Raw genomic sequence first — 21,863 nt, forward strand, 5'->3', positions numbered from 1 at the left:
CTATCGATTTAATACAATGTAATTCAGCTTCTTTCCTATTACGATTGATAAGTCACTTTTATATACAAACGATAAAATGCCGAAAAAGAAACGAAAGCAACCAAACTACCTGTAAAAAATAATAATAAGAAAGCCATTCCGTTTATACTCACGTATAAGATGATAAAGCTCGTAATTAATATTGAAAAAGATAATACCGGACTGCCAAATGTTATGGAGAATGTATTTTTTAAAACATTTGCTAATTTAATATCATAATGCACAAGCACAGAGAAAAAATTAATGGTAAACACAAATAAAACAATACCGAATACCAAAAATATAAAAAATAAAAGGGTGTTATATTGCTGAAAAAAGTAAAAATCAACAATGAACAATGCCCAAACTACACTTAGCAAAGTTCCACTTATCATACTAATTTTGTAATTTTTCACATAATGGTTCCAATATGCAAGGATTAATGATTTTTGTTCTCTTTCAATCATCCAGTCTCTCACAACAGCAAACATTGCTGTTGTAGCAGGAAAAAATAAGAATGGTGCTACGATAATAATTGGCAGAAAAACAAACATAAATGCCATATTTTTAGCATACATTGCACTTAATAGAAATAGGACAATCGGTAAGTTAAAGGCTAACCAAAGTAGATTAACAACTGAAAAGCGCATAATCCATTCCGATACTTTGAATATTCCATTCATCATTGCATTCATAATAAGCTACTCCTTTACATTACCACCAATGTCACTGTCAATCACTCTATGTTCTAAGCCGTTTTACAGTTCAAGTTAGTTATTTTATGCAAAAACGCTGCAAACGTTTGCGCAAACAACTAAAAAAATTTCTTTTATTTTTTATATGAACGACAAGAATCTCTTATTTCCAATTTCGTTGGAATAATGACACTCTTAGGAAAAGTAGACTTTTCTTTTATTTCCTCAATTAATGTACGTGCCGATTCATACCCAAGTTGAAAAATATTGGTATCGACTGATGTCACAGCTGGATTGACTAACTTAGCCACCATTGTATTATTAAAACTTATTAAACTCATATCCTCAGGTACATTGATGTTATTTTTACGAAGTACAGACATGATATGCAATGTAGCCAAATCATCGGTACCGATAATAGCTGAGGGTCTTTCGGAAAGTGCTAGTAGCTGGTACACGATATTTTCCACTGATTCCATGTTTGTTGAATGTTTAATATATTCATCCTTAACCTCGAGGTTATGTGCCTGCATCGCTTCTTTGTAACCTCTAGTTCTTGACCCTGATACTTCAAATTCTTTATCACCTGCAATAAAAGCAATCTTGTCATGGCCTAACTGAATTAGATATTCTGTTGCTTCTTTTGCAGCCTGTACATTATCATTATTTACATACATCACTTCATTTGTATGGATAACCGGCTTTCCAACAACCACAAACGGAATACCACATTTCAATAAATACGGCACTACCTTATCATTGTCTTTAGAGTACGTAACAATGATTCCATCTACACGCTTTCCTTGGACCATTTTTTCAACATCATGAAAAATTGCTTCTTCTGTGTCACCTGTCGTTAAACTAATACTAAACTCTTGTTTATTTGCATAAGAACTTATTCCTTGTAAAACTACTGGAAAGAATGGATCATGCAAGGATTCAACCGTTGAATTCTTCATAACAATTCCAATATTTTGTGTTGACTGTTGTACCAACACACGTGCATTTAAATTAATGTAATACCCCATCTCATCCATTACTTTTCGCACTTTCCGTTTGGTACGTTCACTAATATTCGGACTATCCGATATAACACGCGAGACAGTAGAAGGTGCTACATTAGCCTTCTTAGCGACATCTTTGATTGTAACAGCCATCAACTCACCTACTTTTAATATACTTTAACCTTCGATGAAAAGGTTTACAGTCAACTACTATTTTACCGCACCTTCTGATACTCCTGCAATAATTTGTTTTTGTGCAAAGAAGTAAAAGATAATAACTGGAATAATTGCAATGGTTAACCCGGCTAACGCTAAATGCCATTGCTTTGTATATTGACCAAAAAAGTAAAACATTTTCAATGGAATTGTTGCGTTATTTTCACCTAAAACAAGTGATGGTAATAAGTAGTCATTCCAAATCCATATTACATTTAAAATCCCCACTGTCATCGAAATCGGTTTTAATAATGGGAAGATAATATGACGGAATGTTTGGAATTTATTAGCACCATCAATAATCGCAGCTTCATCAAGCGAAGTGGAGATCCCTGTCATTGCTCCGTGATATAGAAAGATGGATAAACTTGAGCCAAATCCAAGATACATAAAAATTAAACCTGCTTGATTTAACATTTCCACTTTACCAAATAATGATACAAGTGGAATCATTACCGATTGGAAAGGAATTAACATGGCACCTACAAATACTAGTAATATTACCGAACTTAATTTACTTTTATTTCTTGCTAATGCATATCCTGCCATTGATGAGAAAAACACAATAACTGCGATACTAACACCAGTTACAATTACTGAATTCATAAGTGAATTAACGAAATCCAGATCAATAAATGCTTCAACGAAGTTTGAGGTCTCAAAACCTTCTGGTAACCCTAATACATCCATAAAAATTTCTTTTTTGGATTTAAATGCGTTTACAATCATCAAATAAAACGGAGAGAGCCAGACAAGACCTAGTAATAGTGCAAGTATTTCACCAATATATGTTTTTCTTTTCATTACATGTCAACCTCCCGCTTTTTGTTATAGTACACTTGTGTTAGTGAGATTATCGCAACAATAATAAAGAAAACGACAGCCTTCGCTTGCCCATACGCCATCTCATTGGCACTAAACGCAGTCTTAACAATTTCCATTGCTACCATTTGTGTTGATTCGTATGGACCACCATTGGTTAATGATAAGTTTTGATCATACATTTTAAATGATGTGGATAAAGTTAAAAACATACAAACGGTAAATGCAGGTGCAACCAATGGAAACGTGATATTTTTAAAGCGTTGAAAACTATTAGCTCCATCAATTTTAGCTGCTTCTATTAACTCATTCGGAATGTTTTGCAAATAGGCTATGTAAATGATCATAATATATCCTGCCATTTGCCATACTGTTAGGATTACTAGTCCCCAAAAACCTGTATTGGTTGTCGATAGCCATCCCTGTAATCCTTCGATTCCGAATAATTTTCCAATGTCATCAAATACACTAACGAAAATAAACTGCCAAATAAAACCTAATATTAAGCCACCAATTAAGTTTGGCATAAAGAATATAGTTCTTAAAAAATTGGATGATTTTAATTTTCTAGTCACAATCAAAGCTAAGGCTAAACCAAAGAAATTTAACAAAATAACGGTTACGACTGATATTTTGATTGTAAACCATAAGGAGTTAAGAAATTGTGTATCGCTAAATAGGCGTATATAATTATCTAACCCAATAAATGTTGAAGCTGTTAACCCGTTCCAATCTGTAAACGAGTAGAATGTCCCATAAAGTAATGGCAAAATAACGACTAATCCTAATCCTATTAACACGGGGGCTAGAAACAACCAGAAAGATAGATCACGATTTCGCATATATGTCCCCTCCACTTTCTTTTTATATTTCGGAGCAAAGACTAGCATCCTTGCTCCGAATAGGAAATATTATTGTCTTTGTTCTTCCCAATTAGCTATGGATGCATCTAATGCTTCTTCCCAAGTAGCATCGTCAGCTAGATAACGCTGTAGGTTGGATCCAAGCTCATCTTGTCCCCACATGTTGCCTGGATAACCAGCAAATACCCAACCAATTGTATTTCCTGCTTCAGCATATTCATAAATTTCTTGTGAAAGTGGATCTACAATAAGGTCAGTATCATAACCTTCGTACGCTGGGATGAATTTAAAATCTTCTAAAACAGATTGTTTACCCGCCTCAGATGTATACATCCAATCCAAGAAGTCTTTCGCAGCTTGAATTTCTTCATCAGAACCTTGGTTGTTTACTGCCCAATAGTTTGGCACACCAACCGGTATATGTCCTTCTAGACCTTCTACCGGAATAGGTAAAATACCAATGTTTTGCGCTACTTGCTCCTCCATTTGTTCAATAGAAGGATATACCCAATTTCCTTGTTGAATCATTGCCACACGCTCAAGTGAGAAATATTCTTCAACTTGTTGTGAGTAATCTAAACTTAAAACAGGTCCAACAGAATATTCTGCCTGTAAATCTAGGTATCTTTTAAACTCGTCACCTTTTTCAAATTCAACTGTTTCAGATTCAAACGCTTCCATTACATCGTGATTGAATTCTGGAGCCAAAAATGTATTTGCAGCATGGTCTCCCATTACCCAACCTTCTTTTCCAGGTAATGCAAACACGCCTTCTAAACCTAAATCGTCTTTCATTTCAGCAATCGTTTGCACTGCAGATTCTAAATCTTCATATGTCAATATTTCACTAGCATCAATACCAGCTTCTTCAAAAATACGTTTGTTATAAATAATGCCATAGCCTTCTTGATTAAATGGTAAACCTAATATCTCATCACCGTCTGTAACAGTAGTTAACGTTCCTTCTAAAGCAGCTTTACTTGCTTCAGTATCAGATAAATCTGTTAAATAATCATTATAATCTACTACACCTTGTGGTCCAGCAATGTTAAAAATGTCTGGTGCATCCCCTGAATTAAATGCCGTTTTTAATAATGGGTCGTAATCTGTTCCACCACCAACAGTATCAATAGTAATTGAAACATTTGGATTTTCTTCTTCGTACAATGCTACTAAATTTTCGAATTGATCCTTAAATTCGACTTTCCCTTGAAAAATTTCAATGGAAACTTGATCCTCATTACTATCACCATTAGATTCAGATGTATCACTTGTATCTTCTCCAGATCCTCCACAAGCAGCCAAGAACATACTAAACGTTAATGTGATAATTAAAAACAACAATTTTTTGTTTTTCATTCTTTACTCTCCCCTTTTTAATTTTAGTAAGCGCTTTACAAATTAATGCTTTTATATGTGACCTTTTATTGGTCACATTTTAGCAAACGTTTGCATCAATTTGTTAAATGAATAATAACACATGCTTTTTAAAAAAACAATAATATTTTTTACAATTAATTTTATACCATGTTCTCTTAAGTGATACACCTTCAAATAGTTACAAGAAACAACATTCTGTATATGAAGTAAGCTTCATTTAGTGTTAGTTTTGCTCTTATTGACTCGATTGTTAACTTAAACAAATCGAATGTAAGCAAATAAAGTATCACCGCTATGTCACATTTAAAGCGAGCTCTTATGTATGGATGCACAAGATATAATTAATGGCGAATCTATCTGTTAACTAACACAATAGCAAAGCAAACGTATGCGTTACTTTGATAACAATGCTTAACACTACAAACAAAAAAACCGTCCACAGGTACCACCCATGAACGGTTTTTTACTAACCTACACTAACAAAACGAATCTTTAGATTTCGGTACGGATAATCCAAACAGTGGCCGTAGATATAATGCCACAAATGTTCCTGCAAGTGCTAAAATTCCCCAAGCATAGCCATGAATACTAAATGAAGCAATACCACCGAAATAAGCACCGATGTTACAACCAAATGCTAGACGAGCACCATATCCCATTAATAAACCACCGATGATCGCTGCAGCTACATTTTTGATATTCATGTTTGTAAACTTGAATAAACCACCTGCTGCAGATGCTAGAAACGCTCCAAGAATGACTCCAAAATTCAATACAGTTGTGGAATCAGCAAAAATAGATGCTTCAAGCATTTGTGCATTTGCACCTTGCCAGAATCCCCAGCTCGCGACATCTACACCAAAGAACTGCGCAACCTTGGAACCCCAAAGCGCAAAAGCAGACGTAATCCCCCATGGTGCGCCACGCGTCATTAACGTTAATGCATTAAGCACCGCTAATGCAATTGCTGCTGCGAACAATGGCCATGATCCACGAAAAATTCGTTTCCAACCCGATGTTGTTGGAAGAGCTGCCATCTTTGGCGCTTTTTTCTTTCTTTCTACTACCAACGTGATCCAGGCAATCAAGCCAAATAATGCAATCGAAACAATCCATGCTCCTCCATAGCCTAAACCTGTTGAAGTTGCTAGTGAAATAGGTTCAAATGACGGTAAATCTTGTGTCCAAAATGAAAAATGAGCGGCACCAATGGTTGAACCTATAATAAAGAACAATAGCGTTACTAACATAACGGAACGTCCGCCACCTACAGCATAAAGCGTACCAGAGGCACACCCTCCACCGAGTTGCATCCCTACACCGAACATAAAGGCTCCAACAAGTAGACTGATACCAACTGGTGATACATAACCAGATACACCAGTTCCAAAGAATGAATAACCAAATGCTAAAATTGGAGCAAATAAGGTTACCGCAACGGCTAGCATCAACATATGTGCCCGTAATGCCTGCCCATTTCCTACAGATGCAAATCTACGAAATGCAGAAGTAAAACCAAATCGAGCGTGAAATAATGTATAACCTAATAAAAGTCCAAGTACTAGTAACAGTGACTGTGAAATATGTTGTGTTGTCATTAAATAAATCATTAATATTGCACCAACAATTAATGCACCAATAATTAATGGCGTTTGTGGAGCATTTAATTGCTTCACTTGTTGTTCTACCGGATCTGTTTTTGTTGACCCTGAAGGAACTCTTGCTGTTGTCGCCATCTCAAAACACCCTTTCCCTATTCAATTAGTCGGATTTCAACTATCTAATAGTAACGATTTCTTTGTTTTTTGTCAATAATTAAATCCGTTTTACTTAACAGATTACAAAATAGTTGATGCTTCCATTATATTTTTGAGTTCGTATTGTGGTTTTAACCCGTTTCGAGTGATTCGTACTATTAAATAAAAAAATTGCTAAGACGGTGATGTTGATCAACGTCTTAGCAGTTTTTTGTGGATTTTTTTCATATAAATTCTAACAAGCATCATTCCTCTGTATTCACCATAATTGCAGCAACTTGGGTTAAGCGCTCATAGAAAAACTTCCCTGCTGGTTGTTCGGCTAGTCCCACCTCTTCAAACGCCTCCCACATACAACGCAACCATGCTTTGGCCCGTTCGGGAGTAATTTTGAAACGAAGATGACGTCGTTTCATCATTGGCGGTCCAAATTCTTCACTGTATAATGGCGGTCCACCAAGAAATTGGGTTAAAAACATTTGCTGTTTATGCATGATTTCATTAATGTCCCCTACAAACAACTCACTTATAGTTGGATCTTCATAAACCTTAGGATAAAAAGCATTCACAAGCTCTTCAATCTTTTCTGGACCAATTTCTTCATACGCTGACCGTAATTGTCTTCCCTCTGTCATGATCCCACTCCCTTCGCTTATATTACTTCGACCAAACTTAAATAGAATTCGCCAACTTCCCCTTGCTTGTATAAATTCGTAATCGATGTTGAGTAATTATAAATCGTACCTCTAAACGCTACTCCCTCTTCTGGAATAGTAACATCAAATGTACCTTCATATAGTAATGTTGTAATCGCATGATATTCCTCATGGGTTACTTGAAAATGAAATGAAATCTTTGTTTGTCCATCTTCGACCGTACGCTGATATCCTTCTACTGCAATGGGGGTATCATTTAATCGTACTTTGGTTACCACATCATCATCACCTTTTAATAATTCTTTTACGTGCATCATAGCACTCCTTATCTGTAATGTCACGATCCCTACTCATTAGTGGTATCGACATTTTTAGTCAAGAATTTCCCACAATATGAAAGTAGTATGTTATGATTTTAGAAAGTAAAAAAATTCAGAATAAGGGGAGTATATGAATGATTGAATCATCCGTAGTTAAAAAAGCACCATTTCGTGCCGATCATGTAGGTTCATTGTTACGATCAGAACGTATCAAACAAGCACGAACAGACAAAACAAATGGCACGATCACTGCCGAACAACTTAGAAAAATTGAAAATGAAGAAATCACACGTATCGTGGAAAAACAAAAAGAAATTGGCTTACAAGCTGTAACCGATGGTGAATTCCGTCGTAGCTGGTGGCACTTTGATTTTCTTGAAGGACTGGATGGAGTTGAAGGCTTTGAAGCAGATGCTGGCATTCAATTTTCCGCTAAGCAAACAAAATCTCGCGGCATTCGTGTAACAGGTAAATTAGACTTTACCAACCACCCAATGCTTGATGATTATAAGTTTTTACATAGTATTGCTGGTGATCATACAGCAAAAATGACGATCCCTAGTCCTAGTATGTTACACTTTCGTGGAGAAATTGATTCGAACATTTATAGTGACAAAGAAAGTTTTTTTCAAGACTTAGCACAAGCCTATAAAAAAGCGATCCAAGCGTTTTATGATGCTGGTTGCCGCTACTTACAATTTGATGATACAGCGTGGGCCTATTTATGTTCAGACGAACAAAAACAAAAAATCCGCGAACGTGGGCTTGATCCCGATGAGTTAATCGACTACTATGCAGAAACCATCAATCAAGTAGTAGCTGACAGACCTGACGACCTAACCATTACCATGCACATTTGTCGTGGTAACTTCCGATCAACTTGGATTTCTTCTGGCGGATATGAGCCAGTCGCTGACGTTTTATTTGATCGATTAAATATTGATGGATTTTTCTTAGAGTATGATAGTGATCGTGCAGGTGGTTTCGAGCCACTTCGCCATGTTAAACGAAACGATTTACAAATTGTACTCGGATTAATCACATCAAAAGTTGGTGATTTGGAAAGCAAGGATGAAATCAAACAACGCATTGAAGAAGCATCCCAATATGTTGATAAAAGTCAGTTAAGTATTAGTCCACAATGTGGTTTCGCATCCACCGAAGAAGGTAACTTACTCACAGAAGATCAACAATGGGATAAACTGAAACATGTAGTCGACATTGCTACAGAAGTTTGGTAATGCATAAGGGCAGACACCCTATTTCGGTGCTGCCCTCTTTTTTTAACATAATGTCGCACTTAAAACGCTGCAGTCCAACCTCCATCTGCTGTAACAACTGTACCATTAACAAACGATGCATCATCTGAAGCTAAAAATAATGCAACATTTGCAATTTCCTCTGCTTGTCCAGATCGTGGAGATAGGCCATGTGTCATTCCTGCACGTTCCATTCCAAATTGGCTCACATTTGTCATCGAAGAACCAATGTTTGTTTCCACCGCACCAGGTGCGATCGCATTACATCGGATACCTTTTTTCGCATACATATAAGCCGTATTTTTTGTAAGACCTATAACAGCATGTTTCGACGCAACATAGGATACGCCTGCATGCGCACCACTAAACCCACCAGTCGACGCTGTATTAATAATGACGCCATTTTCCTTTTCAATAAAAATTGGTAAAGCTTTGCGTATTGCCCGCATCACACCAGTTGTATTAATAGCTAACACACTCTCCCACTTATCATCATCAATCTCCCCGACCGGTTCAAAATTATCCATCACACCTGCATTGTTCACAAGGATATCCAAAGTCCCATAGGTGTCCACAGCTGTTTGGATCATATGATCAACATCTTCCGAATCAGCAACATTTGTTTTGACCGCTTTGCCTGTCCCTCCATTTTCTTCAATACTTGCTACAACCGTCTCTGCCTCTTCTAGATTAATATCGGAAACAATTACTTTTGCCCCTTCTCGTGCATAAACTTTGGCGATTTCTTTCCCCATTCCGAATGCGGCACCTGTTACAATTGCTACTTTTCCAACTAATTTCATCTTTCTTTCCTCTCCCCCTCAATAAAGAAAACGCTTTCATAAACATTATAAGTATAACCATTATACAGGAAAGGTACAACCAAAAGGTTTTGACAATTTGAGTAAAATATTGGTCCTATTTGTTATATTAAGAAAGTGCATAGTAAATAGGCAGCTTACATAATCTAAACTTATCACAGGGAGGTGAAAAACCATGGCAAACCAAAATAAAAGACAAAACAACAATGTTTCAGAAAATATTAAAAATACTGCAGGTACTGCTTTCCATGAGGCACATGATGCCTTAGAAGCAACCGAAAATGCAGCGATGAACGCAGTTGATGCAACATCAAATGCTGTTAAAAATGTTACAAATAATAACCAAAAAAATAAAAATAAACAATAAAAAATAGAACAAACAGGAAGTAAACGCTCGGGTCTGAACATCACTTCAGATTCGAGCATTTTACATACAATATGTACTAGTGGTGTTCTATCTGATGAATAAAGAAAACGTTTATGTTTCATCTTATGTATGAGGTGAGTCTATGTTAAACCGAGCACTGTCTACTGCATTAATAGGAATCGGTACAGCACAATTTTTAAAAGTCCCGCTTCATTATATAGAGACTGGTAAATGGGACTGGAATAAAACGATTGGTTCAGGCAACATGCCAAGTTCACACTCTTCTGCCGTTACTTCCCTATCGACCTATGTTGCATTAAAAAAAGGAATTTACTCAATTGATTTTGGTGTGAGTAGTATTTTTAGTCTAATTGTAATGTACGATGCAATGGGAATAAGGTGGCAAGCTGGTGAAACAGCCATTGCCGTTAACGATATGTATGAACAGTTAGAAAAACTAGCCGATGACCATCCAGGTTTCTATTACAAAAAACGCAAAAAAGAACTGAAAGAAATGATTGGCCACCTGCCAATTGAAGTAGCTGGTGGAGCAGCTTTAGGCTTCGTTGTTGGTGCTATTAGTTACTTAACAGAAGGGAAAAAAGACACATCTACCTAAAGATGCGCAAACTCTTGATAATCATTAGACCTAAGACAAATTTAAAAGCCTTAGGTCTCTAACATCTTAAAAATCACTTGTTTTTTTCCAGGTATTAGCTTTATGTTGAGATGAATGCTTTCCTCTCACATTGTGGAGCCAAGCCCTGTCTTCATCCATCATCTTCTTGGCAGCATATATGGTTAAAAATTGTACCAAGATAATATCCAAGAAATCAGTGTCGGTGCCAATAGATAGGTTAGATCATCTCTTTAATGGTTCTCCCCCGTGATATTTTAGCAGCAAACACACTGTGCAACATTGCCCATGTCGCACTGTACACAAACCAGAAATACTGTATTTGTCTCAATATGTGTTGTCTCCTCCATATCTAATGCATTCGTATATAATGACATATCGATATAGTTCGATAATAAAAAGTCAACACTTTCGATGAAATAATTAAGGATGAAAATACCTGGACCAGCTACCATTATAAAGATGGCAAACGCTCCTGCGAGGTACATGTTAAAAGTACTTAATCGTTTAATCCCTTTTTCAATTCCTAAATAAGCACTGATCGAGAATAAAATTACCCACACAATCGTGACAACCATTGTCAAATCAAATGTAATACAATATTTAAAAGTTTCGATAAATTATGTGTAATAATCGGCGCGCCTAACCCTAAGGTCACGGCTGCACCTGTCAAAATACTAACAAGGAAAAGATTATCCAGTAGTTTGCCAACTATACCATCTGTCCATTTATCACCAAAACGGCTTCGCATGCCTCAGATAGACGCATGAAACGTTTTTTTCGAACATGCAAAATATACCCGATCGCTGGTGCTGCCATCACAAAGATAGCAAAGACTTGAAAGCTCCACATAAACATGCTATAAGCATTCCCCCATAGTAGTGCCTCTTCCGATTGAGAAGCTACTCCATTGGTGGATCAATCGCAACTTCTGTCCATTGAACCATACCAGTACGCATCTAGTGGACCCAAGCCCCATCGCAATCAGAATCGAAGCATACTCAAACAATGTGAAACGTGGCTTCTCCATTGGATCTCCTAACACGATGTTGCCATATTTGGAGAATGATAGGTAAAGGCCAGCTATAACTAAAATAATCGCATACCAAATATAGCCCCATGAAAACATCTCGACAATTTTATCAAATATACTATTTATTGAACCCTCTCACCACTTAACGACCTTATGGTCTGTTTGAAGTGGGAGATTCCTAAGAACACCAACCTAACAGTCGGTTTTAATTAGGCTACCCCCGTAGGACCTACGGTTAGAAGTCTTATTGCTTCATTTTTAATATTTATACTTGCGTTAAGATCCCTGTCGTGATGTGTACCACAAGATGGGCAATCCCACTTACGCAATGCGAGATTCTTAACGTCATTGTTCTGATAGCCACAGCAGGAACAAAGTTGGCTAGAAGAGAAGTTTTTAGCGACAACAACGACCTGTTTCCCATACCATTTTGCTTTATATTCAAGCATTGTTCGAAATTGTGACCAACTTACCTCGCTAATTGCCTTTGCTAACTTATGATTTTTAATAGATTGGATACTTGCAAATCCTCTATACCAACTATGTCGTGGTTTTTGACAATATTATATGAGATTTTATGCAAGTAATCTTTTCTTATATTGCTTATTTTTTCATGGATACGTGCAACCTTGATTCGTTGTTTATGCCAATTGGAAGAACCTTTCTTTCGTCTTGCAAGTGTCTTCTGCGCTTTTGCTAGTTTCTTTTCTAGGGATCGAAAAAACGTTGGATTATCGTATATTGTTCCGTTGGAAAAAATGGCAAAGTCTTTCAGTCCAACATCGATGCCAACAGACATGTTTGTTTTAGGTAATGCTTGTATTTCCGTTTCAACAAGAATGGAAACAAAGTATTTACCACTAGGATTACGTCTTATAGTAACATTTAAAATACGACCTTCGACTTCTCGACTTTTAGCAAATTTCACAAGTCCAAGTTTAGGTAGTTGGATTTTATTACCAACAATCGCAATATTATCGTTCGTGTATTTTGTTGTGTAGGACTGTACCTTGTTGTTTTTGGACTTAAAACGTGGAGCATTGGTTTGTTTTTTGAAGAACCTGGCAAAAGAATCGGAAAGGTTTTTAACGGAAGATTGGAGAGCAATGCTATCCACTTCTTTTAGCCAATCCAATTCTTTCTTTAGTTGTGGGAGTTGAGAAGAACAAATGGTGTAGGTAAAACCTTTTCCCGTTTTCTTATACGTTGCATTCCATTTTGCCAAAAAATGATTGAACACAAAACGAGAACATCCTATGGTTTTATTGATCAAGATAGCTTGATTCCGGTTAGGATAGATTCTGAATTTATAAGCCCTATGGCCAAGCAAAACAGTCACCTCCCCTTTTCTTTTTATTATACACGACGTCTCCGCAAAACACAAACATTCGTTCGTGTTTACAGGTTAGGATTTGAAAAATGCTGTAGAACCTTGGGCTAGCACTTAATTAGTCAGACAATTGAGATAGCTAAAGCTATCCCTTGTCCGAAGGCGATTCATCTCCACCCTACTCATTGGGCCAACGCCCTTCTCATTCCTTGAGGATGGAGTCTTCTCGCCTGGAATGATAAATCTAAAGATTCCGCTTCATACATAGAAAAAGGAATACAAATGGCAATAACGATCAATAATGACGGAATAAATATGTTGTAATCAATTATTTTTTTCGAGTTCAATCCATGTTGATTTTTCCTCATCACAATCCATCCAAATACAATTTATTGCTTTATTAATCCAGGTAAAATAGTTTTTTTATGATGATTCTAAAAGGTTTTCTTTCATATCCCACTGATTGTTAGTTGAACAGAATCGGACATTTACTGGCAGTTGATCCTCCCCCACTTATCTTCTTTGGTTTTACCTCGTAGATTGAAGTGGGGGACTTACTGCCAGTTACATGCGGGTTAAAAGATGCACATCTATAACCAACAATGCATACCATGTACGTTTCATACAAACACTTTTATGTTCATCAATTCATAAACACTACCGCTATTGTATCCGCTGTGCAATGATAAGTGAGAAAATCAAGCTGAGCGTGAACCGATTAGAGATTTTCGTGATTACGGAGCACTTAAATTTAGCCGCGCATGCACGATTAGAGGTTAATCGTGCATCCTGAACGGAATTTTCTTGCTGCGGGGCACGATTTGAGGTAAGCATGACAGCAGAACAAATTTATCTCATTGCGCATCGGAAAGCGGTGTATTCTGCCGAAGCGAGAGTATAACACTCATTGCAATCAGAGTAAAAAAAGCAAAGTTAATGAACATACTATAGCTAATGCGTACTAAAAAAAGAAATGCAAATAGAGCGTAAAACAAAAAAAGCAGACAGCCCAACTCACGGTCTGTCAGCTTTCCATTAAATTGTTTCCATATTAATAAACGGTGTATCATAGTCAAGCATACCTTTAATTTGTTTAATGTTGATCTTTTCACCTTGTAAAAAGCGATTGAAATCAAAAATCACTGGCATGCGATTAGCACCGATTGCGAACCATGCTTTTCTCTCTTGTGGAAGATACGCAGCAGTATGCAATGTACCTGACCATGCATCATATTTTGGTGAGAAAACATCTTTTTCTTTATCATTTAACATCCGAAATGCATGATAAACATCCTTTTGCTTTTCCGCCATCAATTGTTGTCTGCGAATCGAATCATCCATTCGATACCTGTTCTCTTCTTTTAACATTTCAAAATGATTCGTACTAACATTAGACTTACGCGCAACTACAGAACGTGGTGATGCTTCCACTACATATGTTTCACCGGTTGGATCCAATACTACATAACTAAATGATGTACGATGCGGTATTTCCTTTAATAACATGATTGCATCATCGACTGTTGCACATGTTTCTAAAATAATCCGTCCAATCATATTGCATATAAACCCATCACCAGAACCAACCCGATTGATGAAGTTATAGCCCATTGCCAAACCTTTTTCATTGATCCCATCCATTCGCCCAGTTATTTGCATGGATGGGCCCATCACCGCATAACCTGTATCGGTTGGCTGATAAGCAAGAAACCGGCCTTCATACCCGGCTGGATGGCTATCATAATTACGTATCAAAAATTTATCTCCTGTTAAAATCGAACAGCCACTTCGTCCATAATCCACATAATGACCGCCAAACTCACGCAATGCATCTTCCCTCTTCCAATGTAATGCATCCGCTAACCCCTGAATTTCATCTAACATACCTGGAATAAATGTTGACAATAGATCAATAGATTCCTTCGCATTGATACTAAAATGGCGCTTCCTTCTCGACGCCCATTGCTTGTGGCGAACTGGCAAGATTGGAGACTCGTTTAACAACTCCCCTTGCATATATCCAAAATCATAATGATTTCCTCTAAATTGAATGACATCACTATAAACTTGTTTCATTTAAAATTCCTCATTTCTAAAACCTACAAGTAGTCAAGTTCATACATTATCTTATGATGGAAAGATTGGTCAAATGTGGTGCACCTATTAAATTGAATTCCTTAACGTCTTTTAGTATTTCTGTGTAAGGATACCTAATTGTAGATATCCTTACACAGAAATACGCATGAGTTACTCATGCGTATTTTTCAATATTATTATTCTGTAGTTGTTTCTGGAAAGATTTCATTAAATTTTGCATCTAGTGCTTGTTGAGCAGTAGTAATTTGCGTATTTGCAGTTTCTGTTAATTCAGCTTTTTTGGCCTCAATTTCTGTTGACGCTTTACTATCAGCTTCTGTTTGTAAACTATCGTTATACTCTGTTACTTCTGTACCGATACGTTCTTTTTCAACATCAGCATGTCCTGTAATTTGTGTTTGTATTTTCGTTTTTAATTGCTCTAAAAATGTTCCTAGATCGGAAACAGTTGCACCATTTTCACTTTCACCTGTTGTAACAAGTTCTGCATCACTTGAAGCGAAAACAGAATTAGCGAAGTTTGATAATTGGGTCAGAAAAGCAGGATTTATTGCTGCATATGCTGCTGTTCCTCCAAAGAATAACGACATGGCTAAAACGATGATAGAAAACTTCTTCGCTACTGAAGAACCTTTCTTCTTACTTGGTCTTACTCTATTTGATGCTTGTAATCTTTCTTTTCTTGATTTTGTGATCTCCATCCAAAATCATCCTTTCAACTGAGATTTTTTAAAATCCCCACTTCAAAGGCGAAGTGGCAACTGGCTGACTTAGCATTTGCCTTAGTCCCTATAGCTTTGCGTCCGTACCTTTCAGCACGTTTGCCATAGGAATATTAAACAATAAAAGCGATGGAAAGTATATAGCATCTTAATGGTGCATTACCCATTAATTGGTTTGAAAACATAACCTTTTCCTTTTCGTTTTTAAAGAAACAATCATAAAGTAAGCTCTTGGTGAAGACAGAGGCTTCGTGCACATATTTGATTACAACCTTTCAACTACGCAAATGATTCATCTTAGCTAACATTTTATACTTTCCTGCCCGTGAAAAAAAAACATGGAAACTCATATCCAGCATGAGTTTCCATGTTTTTTAGTCAGTAAAAGTAACCTGTGAATTTTTTCATTTGAAAGTATCTCGTTCAGACAATAGTTACTCTTGCTCTGTATCAACATCTAGTTCTTGTTTTACCTGTTCTAGGTCAATGTCTTGTTTAATTCTATCTTGTGTTTCATTATCAAAATCTTCTACGATCATATTTGCTAACTTAAACACTTCTGCATTCTCCGAGGATCCCTCTAACGATTGAACTATAAGTTCGTCAGATGTAGGCTGCAGTTCTTCAACAGTGATTGGCTGATTTCTATACTGTGTAAGCACACGTGTATAAGCTCCTTCTTCTAATAACTCTTCCATTTCTGCAATACTATCTACTTCTTGTTTGATTTTTTCGAATTCAAAACCTTCCTCAATTCTTGCCTTTGTATCACTATCAAAACCGTCTACAATTACAATGGCTAGTTTTAACACTTGTACATTCTCCATAGATCCTTCTATGGATTGAATTAATAAGTCATCAGAAGTTGATTGTAGCTCTTCGTTCGTAATTGGATTGTTTTTATACTGTGAAAGCACACGGGTATACGCACTCTCACTAAATAAACTGTCCATTTCTTTAAGAGATTCTAATTCATCGATATTAAATGTATCAGTTAACTGATCTTCCTCTATTTTATTGATCGCCTCGTCATAGTTTCCCGTTTCAATCAAAGCCGTTACTTCTTCCATCTGGTCCTGGGTCCCACAACCTACTAATGCTACGGTTATAAGTAATAGAATAAATACAAATTTCTTCATTTTATTTATGTTCCTTTCTACAATTTTTTGCAAACAAAACCATTTTACCATAAAAATTTTAAATTAAATCAAAGTCGAAAAGTTTAGATAATGTCGATAATTCAGATGTCTATTCCATTTTCACGGATCAAACAATTTGAATACAATTAACCTAACAAACCTTTTTCAAAAAATCTTCAAAATAACCTAGATATTTTTGATTTTTAAAAACATTTTGAGCTGTTTCTTCATACAATCCTTATAGAGGTGATGAAATTGGCTAGAGTAAAATATACAGATAGTGATGTTTCTTTAATGGCTAGGATGATGAGAGCAGAGGCAGAAGGTGAAGGAAAACAAGGAATGCTTATGGTAGGGAATGTGATTGTAAATCGGGCAAAAGCTGATTGTTTGGACTTTGAAGATATAAGAACAATCAACGATGTCATTTACCAAGTCCAAGGAGGAAATTATTCTTTTGAAGCAGTTCAAAAAGGGAATGTTTTTTATCAACGCGCAAGAGAATCAGAAAAAAGATTAGCCGAACAAACGCTAAAATATTGGAGAGAACACCCTTCCAAATATTCTCTTTGGTACTTTAATCCGGCTGGTGCATGCCCACCACAATGGTACAGTCAACCATTTGCTGGACAATACAAGGAACATTGTTATTATGAACCAATCGCAAATACATGCGATAGCGCCTATAGATGGTAAAAAAGTTTGGGGTATAGCGACAACGGATTACACCGTATGTCGCTATACCCCAAGCTTCCACAACGTTTAGCTAAAGAAAGAACTCCTTTCGATTACAATAATTATGGTGATGATGCTTATAGCAAGGACCGTTTTTATGATATCTTTACTTGTCATCCGTTTCGGCGGGCTGAACTGTAATTGTCCATCAAATCCCCTTGATGCCATCGCCTTATACATATTATCCGATCGTTCAATTGCTCTCACTAGTAATCCTGCAGTCAACTGACCATAAACTCGTAATTTACCAACATTAATGCCCCCACGAAAAAAACGAGATTTAGCAGCCGTTAACATTCTATCGATATCTTCGAGAAACATAAATACATAACGGTAAGATAAAACTAAAATCGTTATTAACTTTAACGGAATTCGAAAGCCCGCAAGACCATTAACCAATTGATCTAAGCTCTGGGATTCCAATACAATCGTAATAATTGTCATCGACGTAAAAGCCTTTAAAAGGATTAGCATTGCAAAGATAACACTACCCGTTTCTTGTTGCCATAACAAAGGAACAGTCATTAATAACAGGAATGGCGTTATAATTAAATACCTTTGTAATAATAATGTGATAGGTATTTTCATCACAACGAATACAATAACAGATAAAACATAAGCAGCCATTACGTATGGAAGGTTTGTTAAGCTAATCACGCCAAATATATAACCAATAGCAGCAATTAGTTTAGCCCTTGATTCCCAATTTGCGGCCCACTTTGGCACTGTGCCAACCTGTTGTTGATTATTCATAGCTATCATACCCCTATTTAGAACACACTTGGGTCTTTCGTTTATAAGCTAACCGCTAATTTTTCCTATTTTGTACCAACAGCATAATCGTTGCCCCGATAAATAATCCAATGACTAACATGGCAACTAATGTCCAACTATTATTACTAGATGGTTCTTCTTCATTCGTATCAAGCAGTAATGTCGATGTATGACTTGTTTCTTCATACTCCTCACCGTCGATGGAACCACTTTCTTCGAGTACAACATTCGCCTTGATTAACCACTTTCCGGTTGATTGAACATCAAAGGTGAACTTTCCGTCTTGATCTGAGACTTGTTCTAACACTTCATGTTCTGGACCATATGCTGTCACTGTCGTCTCTCCAACTGGTTCTCCATTTAATGTAACTTGCCCTTCCAAACGACCTGTTGAAAAGTCAGCTATATTTATTTCTGGTATAATTTCAAGTTCTAGATCAACTGGATCTTCTGCCGTTGTATTACCATCACCGACATGATAAGCGAGTTTGGCCATTTGACTACTTAGTTGTGTCGTATCACTATCATCTGGTGTATATGTACTTTGTTTTCGTTCTGCCCAAAAAATATAGTCACCTTCATCACTAATTGGAACGTATGCCCTTGCACTGACTCCAGCAGCTTCCAATTCAAGTTGTTCTTCTTCGCCATCTGGATAACGCACAGAGAGTTGATAATCCTTATGACTTGCTTCACTCATATAATCACGTATATGTCCCCAAACAACATCAACCCTTAATTCTTCTCTTTCTGAAAATTCCTCTACATCAATATACAGCTCATGTGCATGGACGCCTGGTACAAACAGACAAAAAAGCAGTAGGAAGAAAAAGATCGATAGAACCATTTGTTTCATTGAATTTTTCCACCTTTCCATAAACGTACTTTATCCAAGACAAGATTTACCAACATAACACCTTTCATTTGCCATTCCTCACCCCATCACTTTTTCTTACGCGTTCGAACATAAAAAACTGCTCCAATGAATGATAAAAAGGAAACACCTAACAATGCCCGAATAAAAACAGGAATCCCTTCCATACCGTTTGTATCTTCTTGGATTGACGATGCTCGGTGTCCTAATCCATCATTAGCTACAAGTCGATGAACATCGCTCTGATGTTCATAATCCAGGTAACCTTCATCATTCACCTCATGCTTAAATAATTGCCTGCCATCTGCATCATAGGTGGTGACAACTGCAAGTTTGGCAGGAGTACCGTCATCATAACGAACTTGAATAACACGATCATCAACATGCTCAATAATCATTCTGTGTGCTTCCGCAATCATTGGATAAAAAAATAAAATAGTCAAAATAAGCGAACTAGCGACAATAAGTTGATAAACCTTCTTACTTAGCACCCTACTCACCACCCTTTTCCGTCAATGACTTGAAAAGATACGGCTTAATTGATGCAAGGTGATGAAGCGCAAAACCAGTGAGTACGCCTTCTAATAACGCAAGAGGGAAATAGGAAACGAGTACTATCTGTATCACAGAGAAGCTACCAGATCCATAACGAGCATCCGAGAGTAATAAAAGAACGATTAACAAACAAACAGCAACACCAATAGCCGTAAAACCGGCAATACACCCTTTCCAAAAAAGCGATGGGGATTTCCAATATGTAAATAACCAATGTATCAGTAACGCTGGGATCGACATTAATAACATATTTGCCCCAAACGTACTGATCCCCCCATGTTGGAATAATATGGCCTGTAAAACTAATCCGACAAATACAGCTAACGGGGCACGTCGCCCTAATACCAAGCCAAGAAAACCACCTAATAATGGATGGATGGACGTTGGACCAATTGGAATGTTAATTAAGGATGCAACAAAGAAAGTACCAGACAGCAGACTGATTTTAGGAATTTCTTCTTCGTTTGTCCCTTTCAACGCATAGGTTAGAACACCTACCGCACCCGCTGTTGTGGCAACAGCTATGGAAATACTTAATACACCGTCAGCAACATGCATAACGAACCTCCCATCCATCTATAAATACCATCTTCTACCTACAACACAAACGAAAAACGGATTCACCTAACTATATTACTTACAAATGAACATTATGAATGATAAGGGAATCGTTTTATATATCTCAACTGTGCATGCAAAAGTAAGAGTTCGCTTCGTTTTATTCTATTTTAAGAGTCTCCTACACAGAAAAAACGCTTGGATTTGAAGTGACTCCAAGCGTTTTTTCATTAATTCCTTCCTTACTCATCTCTAAATGGTACATAAGCTCCCAGGTGTTGCGAAGTATGCATTGTATGCAACCATCCCTTTGGATGAGGTATCTTATAATCATCTGATGGATAATGTTTAATGTTTAACTTATTATAAGTCACAGGTCCCTCTGGTGCATAAGCACAAATATTCCCTTTCGTCATACCCGTATGATCGTATGTTGTTTTCTTCTTTCCTTTAACAACATGTTGATCCGCCATTCCATACGTTGGCATTGGTGGTGTTTGATAAGGATATGTTGGTATATAATTTCCCGGTACGTTCGTTGGATAATAATATTGGTACACGTGCACTTCCTCCTCAAAAAAGTAGTTTCCTTATATCTGTATTCAAAAAAGGCCTTTTTGGGAATAAATCACGTCACTTTTGACGTTTCACATTTTACAGATCCTGTGAATAAAATATTGTATCGTTAAATCCTTTTTTAAGGTGGTGCAACATGGTCCCAACACACATTAATAATATCTTTGGAATTCGGATTAACGGCGCGACCAATAATGCCTCAATGAACTATGGTAATGCCGCACATAAAGGACATCAAGCAAACATGAAAATGAATGCCGGTTATTGGCAACCAGGTGATGCCAACTTTAGTCCACTTCAATTTAACAATTCAAACATTTCGAATGATCCGGATGTAACAGACCAACCGCAAGCACAAATCTAATGTATAGCAGGAGGTAATACTCTCCTGCTATCTGTTAGTGATTAGATGTATGACAAGGAGGATCTATATGAGTCATACAAATAATATATTTGGTATCCGTATAAATAATATTATGAACAATGGTTCCATTAATTTTGGAAATGTTTGGCATACCCAACACCAAGCCAATGTCAAAATGAATGTGGGATACTGGCAAGCTGGTGATGCCAACAATAGTCCGTTACGATTTGATAATAAGAACTATGCCTATGACCCAGATGTAAAAGATCAACCCCAGCAACAAGTTTAAGA

Annotated in this window: 24 protein-coding genes, 2 pseudogenes and 1 riboswitch; of the genes and pseudogenes, 6 read left to right on the plus strand and 20 right to left on the minus strand. The window is 36.8% G+C overall.

The annotated features are described in order from the left end of the window. Window positions 1-38 precede the first annotated feature (38 nt). The 8 genes from FCI53_RS04465 to FCI53_RS04500 all read right to left on the minus strand — a co-directional run bounded on the left by FCI53_RS04465 (window position 39) and on the right by FCI53_RS04500 (window position 7,689). The gene (locus tag FCI53_RS04465) at window positions 39-713 is read right to left on the minus strand and encodes a YesL family protein (RefSeq protein WP_138416245.1); all 675 of its coding nucleotides are present in this window, start codon (window positions 711-713) and stop codon (window positions 39-41) included. 134 nt (window positions 714-847) lie between these two features. Beyond that, entirely contained in the window at window positions 848-1,870 is a 1,023-nt protein-coding gene (locus tag FCI53_RS04470) for a LacI family DNA-binding transcriptional regulator (RefSeq protein WP_138416247.1), read from the minus strand. A gap of 57 nt (window positions 1,871-1,927) precedes the next feature. Beyond that, entirely contained in the window at window positions 1,928-2,737 is an 810-nt protein-coding gene (locus tag FCI53_RS04475; protein WP_138416249.1) for a carbohydrate ABC transporter permease, read from the minus strand. Next, entirely contained in the window at window positions 2,737-3,597 is an 861-nt protein-coding gene (locus FCI53_RS04480) for a carbohydrate ABC transporter permease (protein ID WP_138416251.1), read from the minus strand. Before FCI53_RS04480 ends, FCI53_RS04475 begins: the two co-directional genes overlap by 1 nt. Before the next feature lie 69 nt (window positions 3,598-3,666). Next, window positions 3,667-4,977, minus strand: a complete 1,311-nt coding sequence (locus FCI53_RS04485; RefSeq protein ID WP_138416253.1) for an ABC transporter substrate-binding protein — start codon at window positions 4,975-4,977, stop codon at window positions 3,667-3,669. Between the two features lie 497 nt (window positions 4,978-5,474). Then, complete coding sequence (locus FCI53_RS04490; protein ID WP_138416255.1) at window positions 5,475-6,734, minus strand: YeeE/YedE family protein; 1,260 nt, start codon at window positions 6,732-6,734, stop codon at window positions 5,475-5,477. A gap of 266 nt (window positions 6,735-7,000) precedes the next feature. After that, complete coding sequence (locus tag FCI53_RS04495) at window positions 7,001-7,390, minus strand: globin domain-containing protein (RefSeq protein ID WP_138416257.1); 390 nt, start codon at window positions 7,388-7,390, stop codon at window positions 7,001-7,003. Between the two features lie 17 nt (window positions 7,391-7,407). After that, entirely contained in the window at window positions 7,408-7,689 is a 282-nt protein-coding gene (locus FCI53_RS04500) for a DUF3219 family protein (RefSeq protein ID WP_138416542.1), read from the minus strand. Between the two features lie 176 nt (window positions 7,690-7,865). On the opposite strand from FCI53_RS04500, the gene FCI53_RS04505 reads away from it, so the two are divergent. Beyond that, window positions 7,866-8,972, plus strand: a complete 1,107-nt coding sequence (locus tag FCI53_RS04505) for a 5-methyltetrahydropteroyltriglutamate--homocysteine S-methyltransferase (RefSeq protein WP_138416259.1) — start codon at window positions 7,866-7,868, stop codon at window positions 8,970-8,972. A gap of 59 nt (window positions 8,973-9,031) precedes the next feature. On the opposite strand, the gene FCI53_RS04510 is transcribed toward FCI53_RS04505, so the two are convergent. Beyond that, the gene (locus tag FCI53_RS04510; protein WP_138416261.1) at window positions 9,032-9,793 is read right to left on the minus strand and encodes an SDR family oxidoreductase; all 762 of its coding nucleotides are present in this window, start codon (window positions 9,791-9,793) and stop codon (window positions 9,032-9,034) included. Window positions 9,794-9,986: 193 nt separating this feature from the next. On the opposite strand from FCI53_RS04510, the gene FCI53_RS04515 reads away from it, so the two are divergent. Both FCI53_RS04515 and FCI53_RS04520 read left to right on the plus strand, forming a co-directional pair. Next, a complete protein-coding gene (locus tag FCI53_RS04515) occupies window positions 9,987-10,178 on the plus strand; it encodes a hypothetical protein (RefSeq protein WP_138416264.1) in 192 nt (63 codons plus the stop codon). 142 nt (window positions 10,179-10,320) lie between these two features. Then, window positions 10,321-10,797, plus strand: a complete 477-nt coding sequence (locus FCI53_RS04520) for a divergent PAP2 family protein (protein ID WP_138416266.1) — start codon at window positions 10,321-10,323, stop codon at window positions 10,795-10,797. Between the two features lie 203 nt (window positions 10,798-11,000). Here FCI53_RS04520 and FCI53_RS22170 read toward each other — a convergent pair. From FCI53_RS22170 to FCI53_RS04550, 6 genes and pseudogenes are all read right to left on the minus strand, one after another. Continuing rightward, window positions 11,001-11,974, minus strand: a pseudogene (locus tag FCI53_RS22170) (BCCT family transporter); the annotation flags it as partial. 83 nt (window positions 11,975-12,057) lie between these two features. Next, window positions 12,058-13,178: pseudogene (tnpB, locus tag FCI53_RS04530) on the minus strand (IS200/IS605 family element RNA-guided endonuclease TnpB). A gap of 182 nt (window positions 13,179-13,360) precedes the next feature. Then, window positions 13,361-13,546 (minus strand): hypothetical protein, encoded by a 186-nt coding sequence (locus FCI53_RS04535; protein WP_138416268.1) that lies wholly within the window; start codon window positions 13,544-13,546, stop codon window positions 13,361-13,363. Between the two features lie 667 nt (window positions 13,547-14,213). Next, a complete protein-coding gene (locus FCI53_RS04540) occupies window positions 14,214-15,254 on the minus strand; it encodes a C45 family autoproteolytic acyltransferase/hydrolase (protein ID WP_138416270.1) in 1,041 nt (346 codons plus the stop codon). Window positions 15,255-15,451: 197 nt separating this feature from the next. Next, on the minus strand, window positions 15,452-15,976 hold the full coding sequence (locus FCI53_RS04545; RefSeq protein ID WP_138416272.1) for a hypothetical protein: 525 nt from the start codon (window positions 15,974-15,976) through the stop codon (window positions 15,452-15,454). 52 nt (window positions 15,977-16,028) lie between these two features. Continuing rightward, a riboswitch (cyclic di-GMP riboswitch) is annotated at window positions 16,029-16,111 on the minus strand. A 320-nt stretch (window positions 16,112-16,431) separates the two neighbouring features. Then, on the minus strand, window positions 16,432-17,136 hold the full coding sequence (locus FCI53_RS04550) for a hypothetical protein (RefSeq protein WP_138416274.1): 705 nt from the start codon (window positions 17,134-17,136) through the stop codon (window positions 16,432-16,434). A 255-nt stretch (window positions 17,137-17,391) separates the two neighbouring features. Here FCI53_RS04550 and FCI53_RS04555 point away from each other — a divergent pair, with 255 nt between their 5' ends. Then, window positions 17,392-17,832 (plus strand): cell wall hydrolase, encoded by a 441-nt coding sequence (locus tag FCI53_RS04555; RefSeq protein ID WP_138416276.1) that lies wholly within the window; start codon window positions 17,392-17,394, stop codon window positions 17,830-17,832. 66 nt (window positions 17,833-17,898) lie between these two features. On the opposite strand, the gene FCI53_RS04560 is transcribed toward FCI53_RS04555, so the two are convergent. The 5 genes from FCI53_RS04560 to FCI53_RS04580 all read right to left on the minus strand — a co-directional run bounded on the left by FCI53_RS04560 (window position 17,899) and on the right by FCI53_RS04580 (window position 21,192). Then, entirely contained in the window at window positions 17,899-18,624 is a 726-nt protein-coding gene (locus FCI53_RS04560) for an energy-coupling factor transporter transmembrane component T family protein (protein WP_171038059.1), read from the minus strand. 55 nt (window positions 18,625-18,679) lie between these two features. Further along, the gene (locus tag FCI53_RS04565) at window positions 18,680-19,501 is read right to left on the minus strand and encodes a DUF4198 domain-containing protein (RefSeq protein ID WP_171038060.1); all 822 of its coding nucleotides are present in this window, start codon (window positions 19,499-19,501) and stop codon (window positions 18,680-18,682) included. 86 nt (window positions 19,502-19,587) lie between these two features. Then, complete coding sequence (locus tag FCI53_RS04570) at window positions 19,588-20,010, minus strand: hypothetical protein (protein ID WP_138416283.1); 423 nt, start codon at window positions 20,008-20,010, stop codon at window positions 19,588-19,590. 1 nt (window position 20,011) lies between these two features. Beyond that, on the minus strand, window positions 20,012-20,632 hold the full coding sequence (locus tag FCI53_RS04575; protein WP_138416285.1) for a CbiM family transporter: 621 nt from the start codon (window positions 20,630-20,632) through the stop codon (window positions 20,012-20,014). 242 nt (window positions 20,633-20,874) lie between these two features. Further along, entirely contained in the window at window positions 20,875-21,192 is a 318-nt protein-coding gene (locus FCI53_RS04580) for a hypothetical protein (RefSeq protein ID WP_138416287.1), read from the minus strand. Between the two features lie 152 nt (window positions 21,193-21,344). On the opposite strand from FCI53_RS04580, the gene FCI53_RS04585 reads away from it, so the two are divergent. Both FCI53_RS04585 and FCI53_RS04590 read left to right on the plus strand, forming a co-directional pair. Further along, window positions 21,345-21,572 carry a spore germination protein gene (locus FCI53_RS04585; protein ID WP_138416289.1) on the plus strand — a complete coding sequence of 76 codons (228 nt, stop codon included), beginning with the start codon at window positions 21,345-21,347 and terminating at the stop codon, window positions 21,570-21,572. 67 nt (window positions 21,573-21,639) lie between these two features. Then, entirely contained in the window at window positions 21,640-21,861 is a 222-nt protein-coding gene (locus tag FCI53_RS04590) for a spore germination protein (protein WP_138416290.1), read from the plus strand. Window positions 21,862-21,863 lie beyond the last annotated feature (2 nt).

The sequence above is a fragment of the Aquibacillus sediminis genome (genome assembly GCF_005870085.1).
Lineage (GTDB): Bacteria > Bacillota > Bacilli > Bacillales > Amphibacillaceae > Aquibacillus_E > Aquibacillus_E sediminis.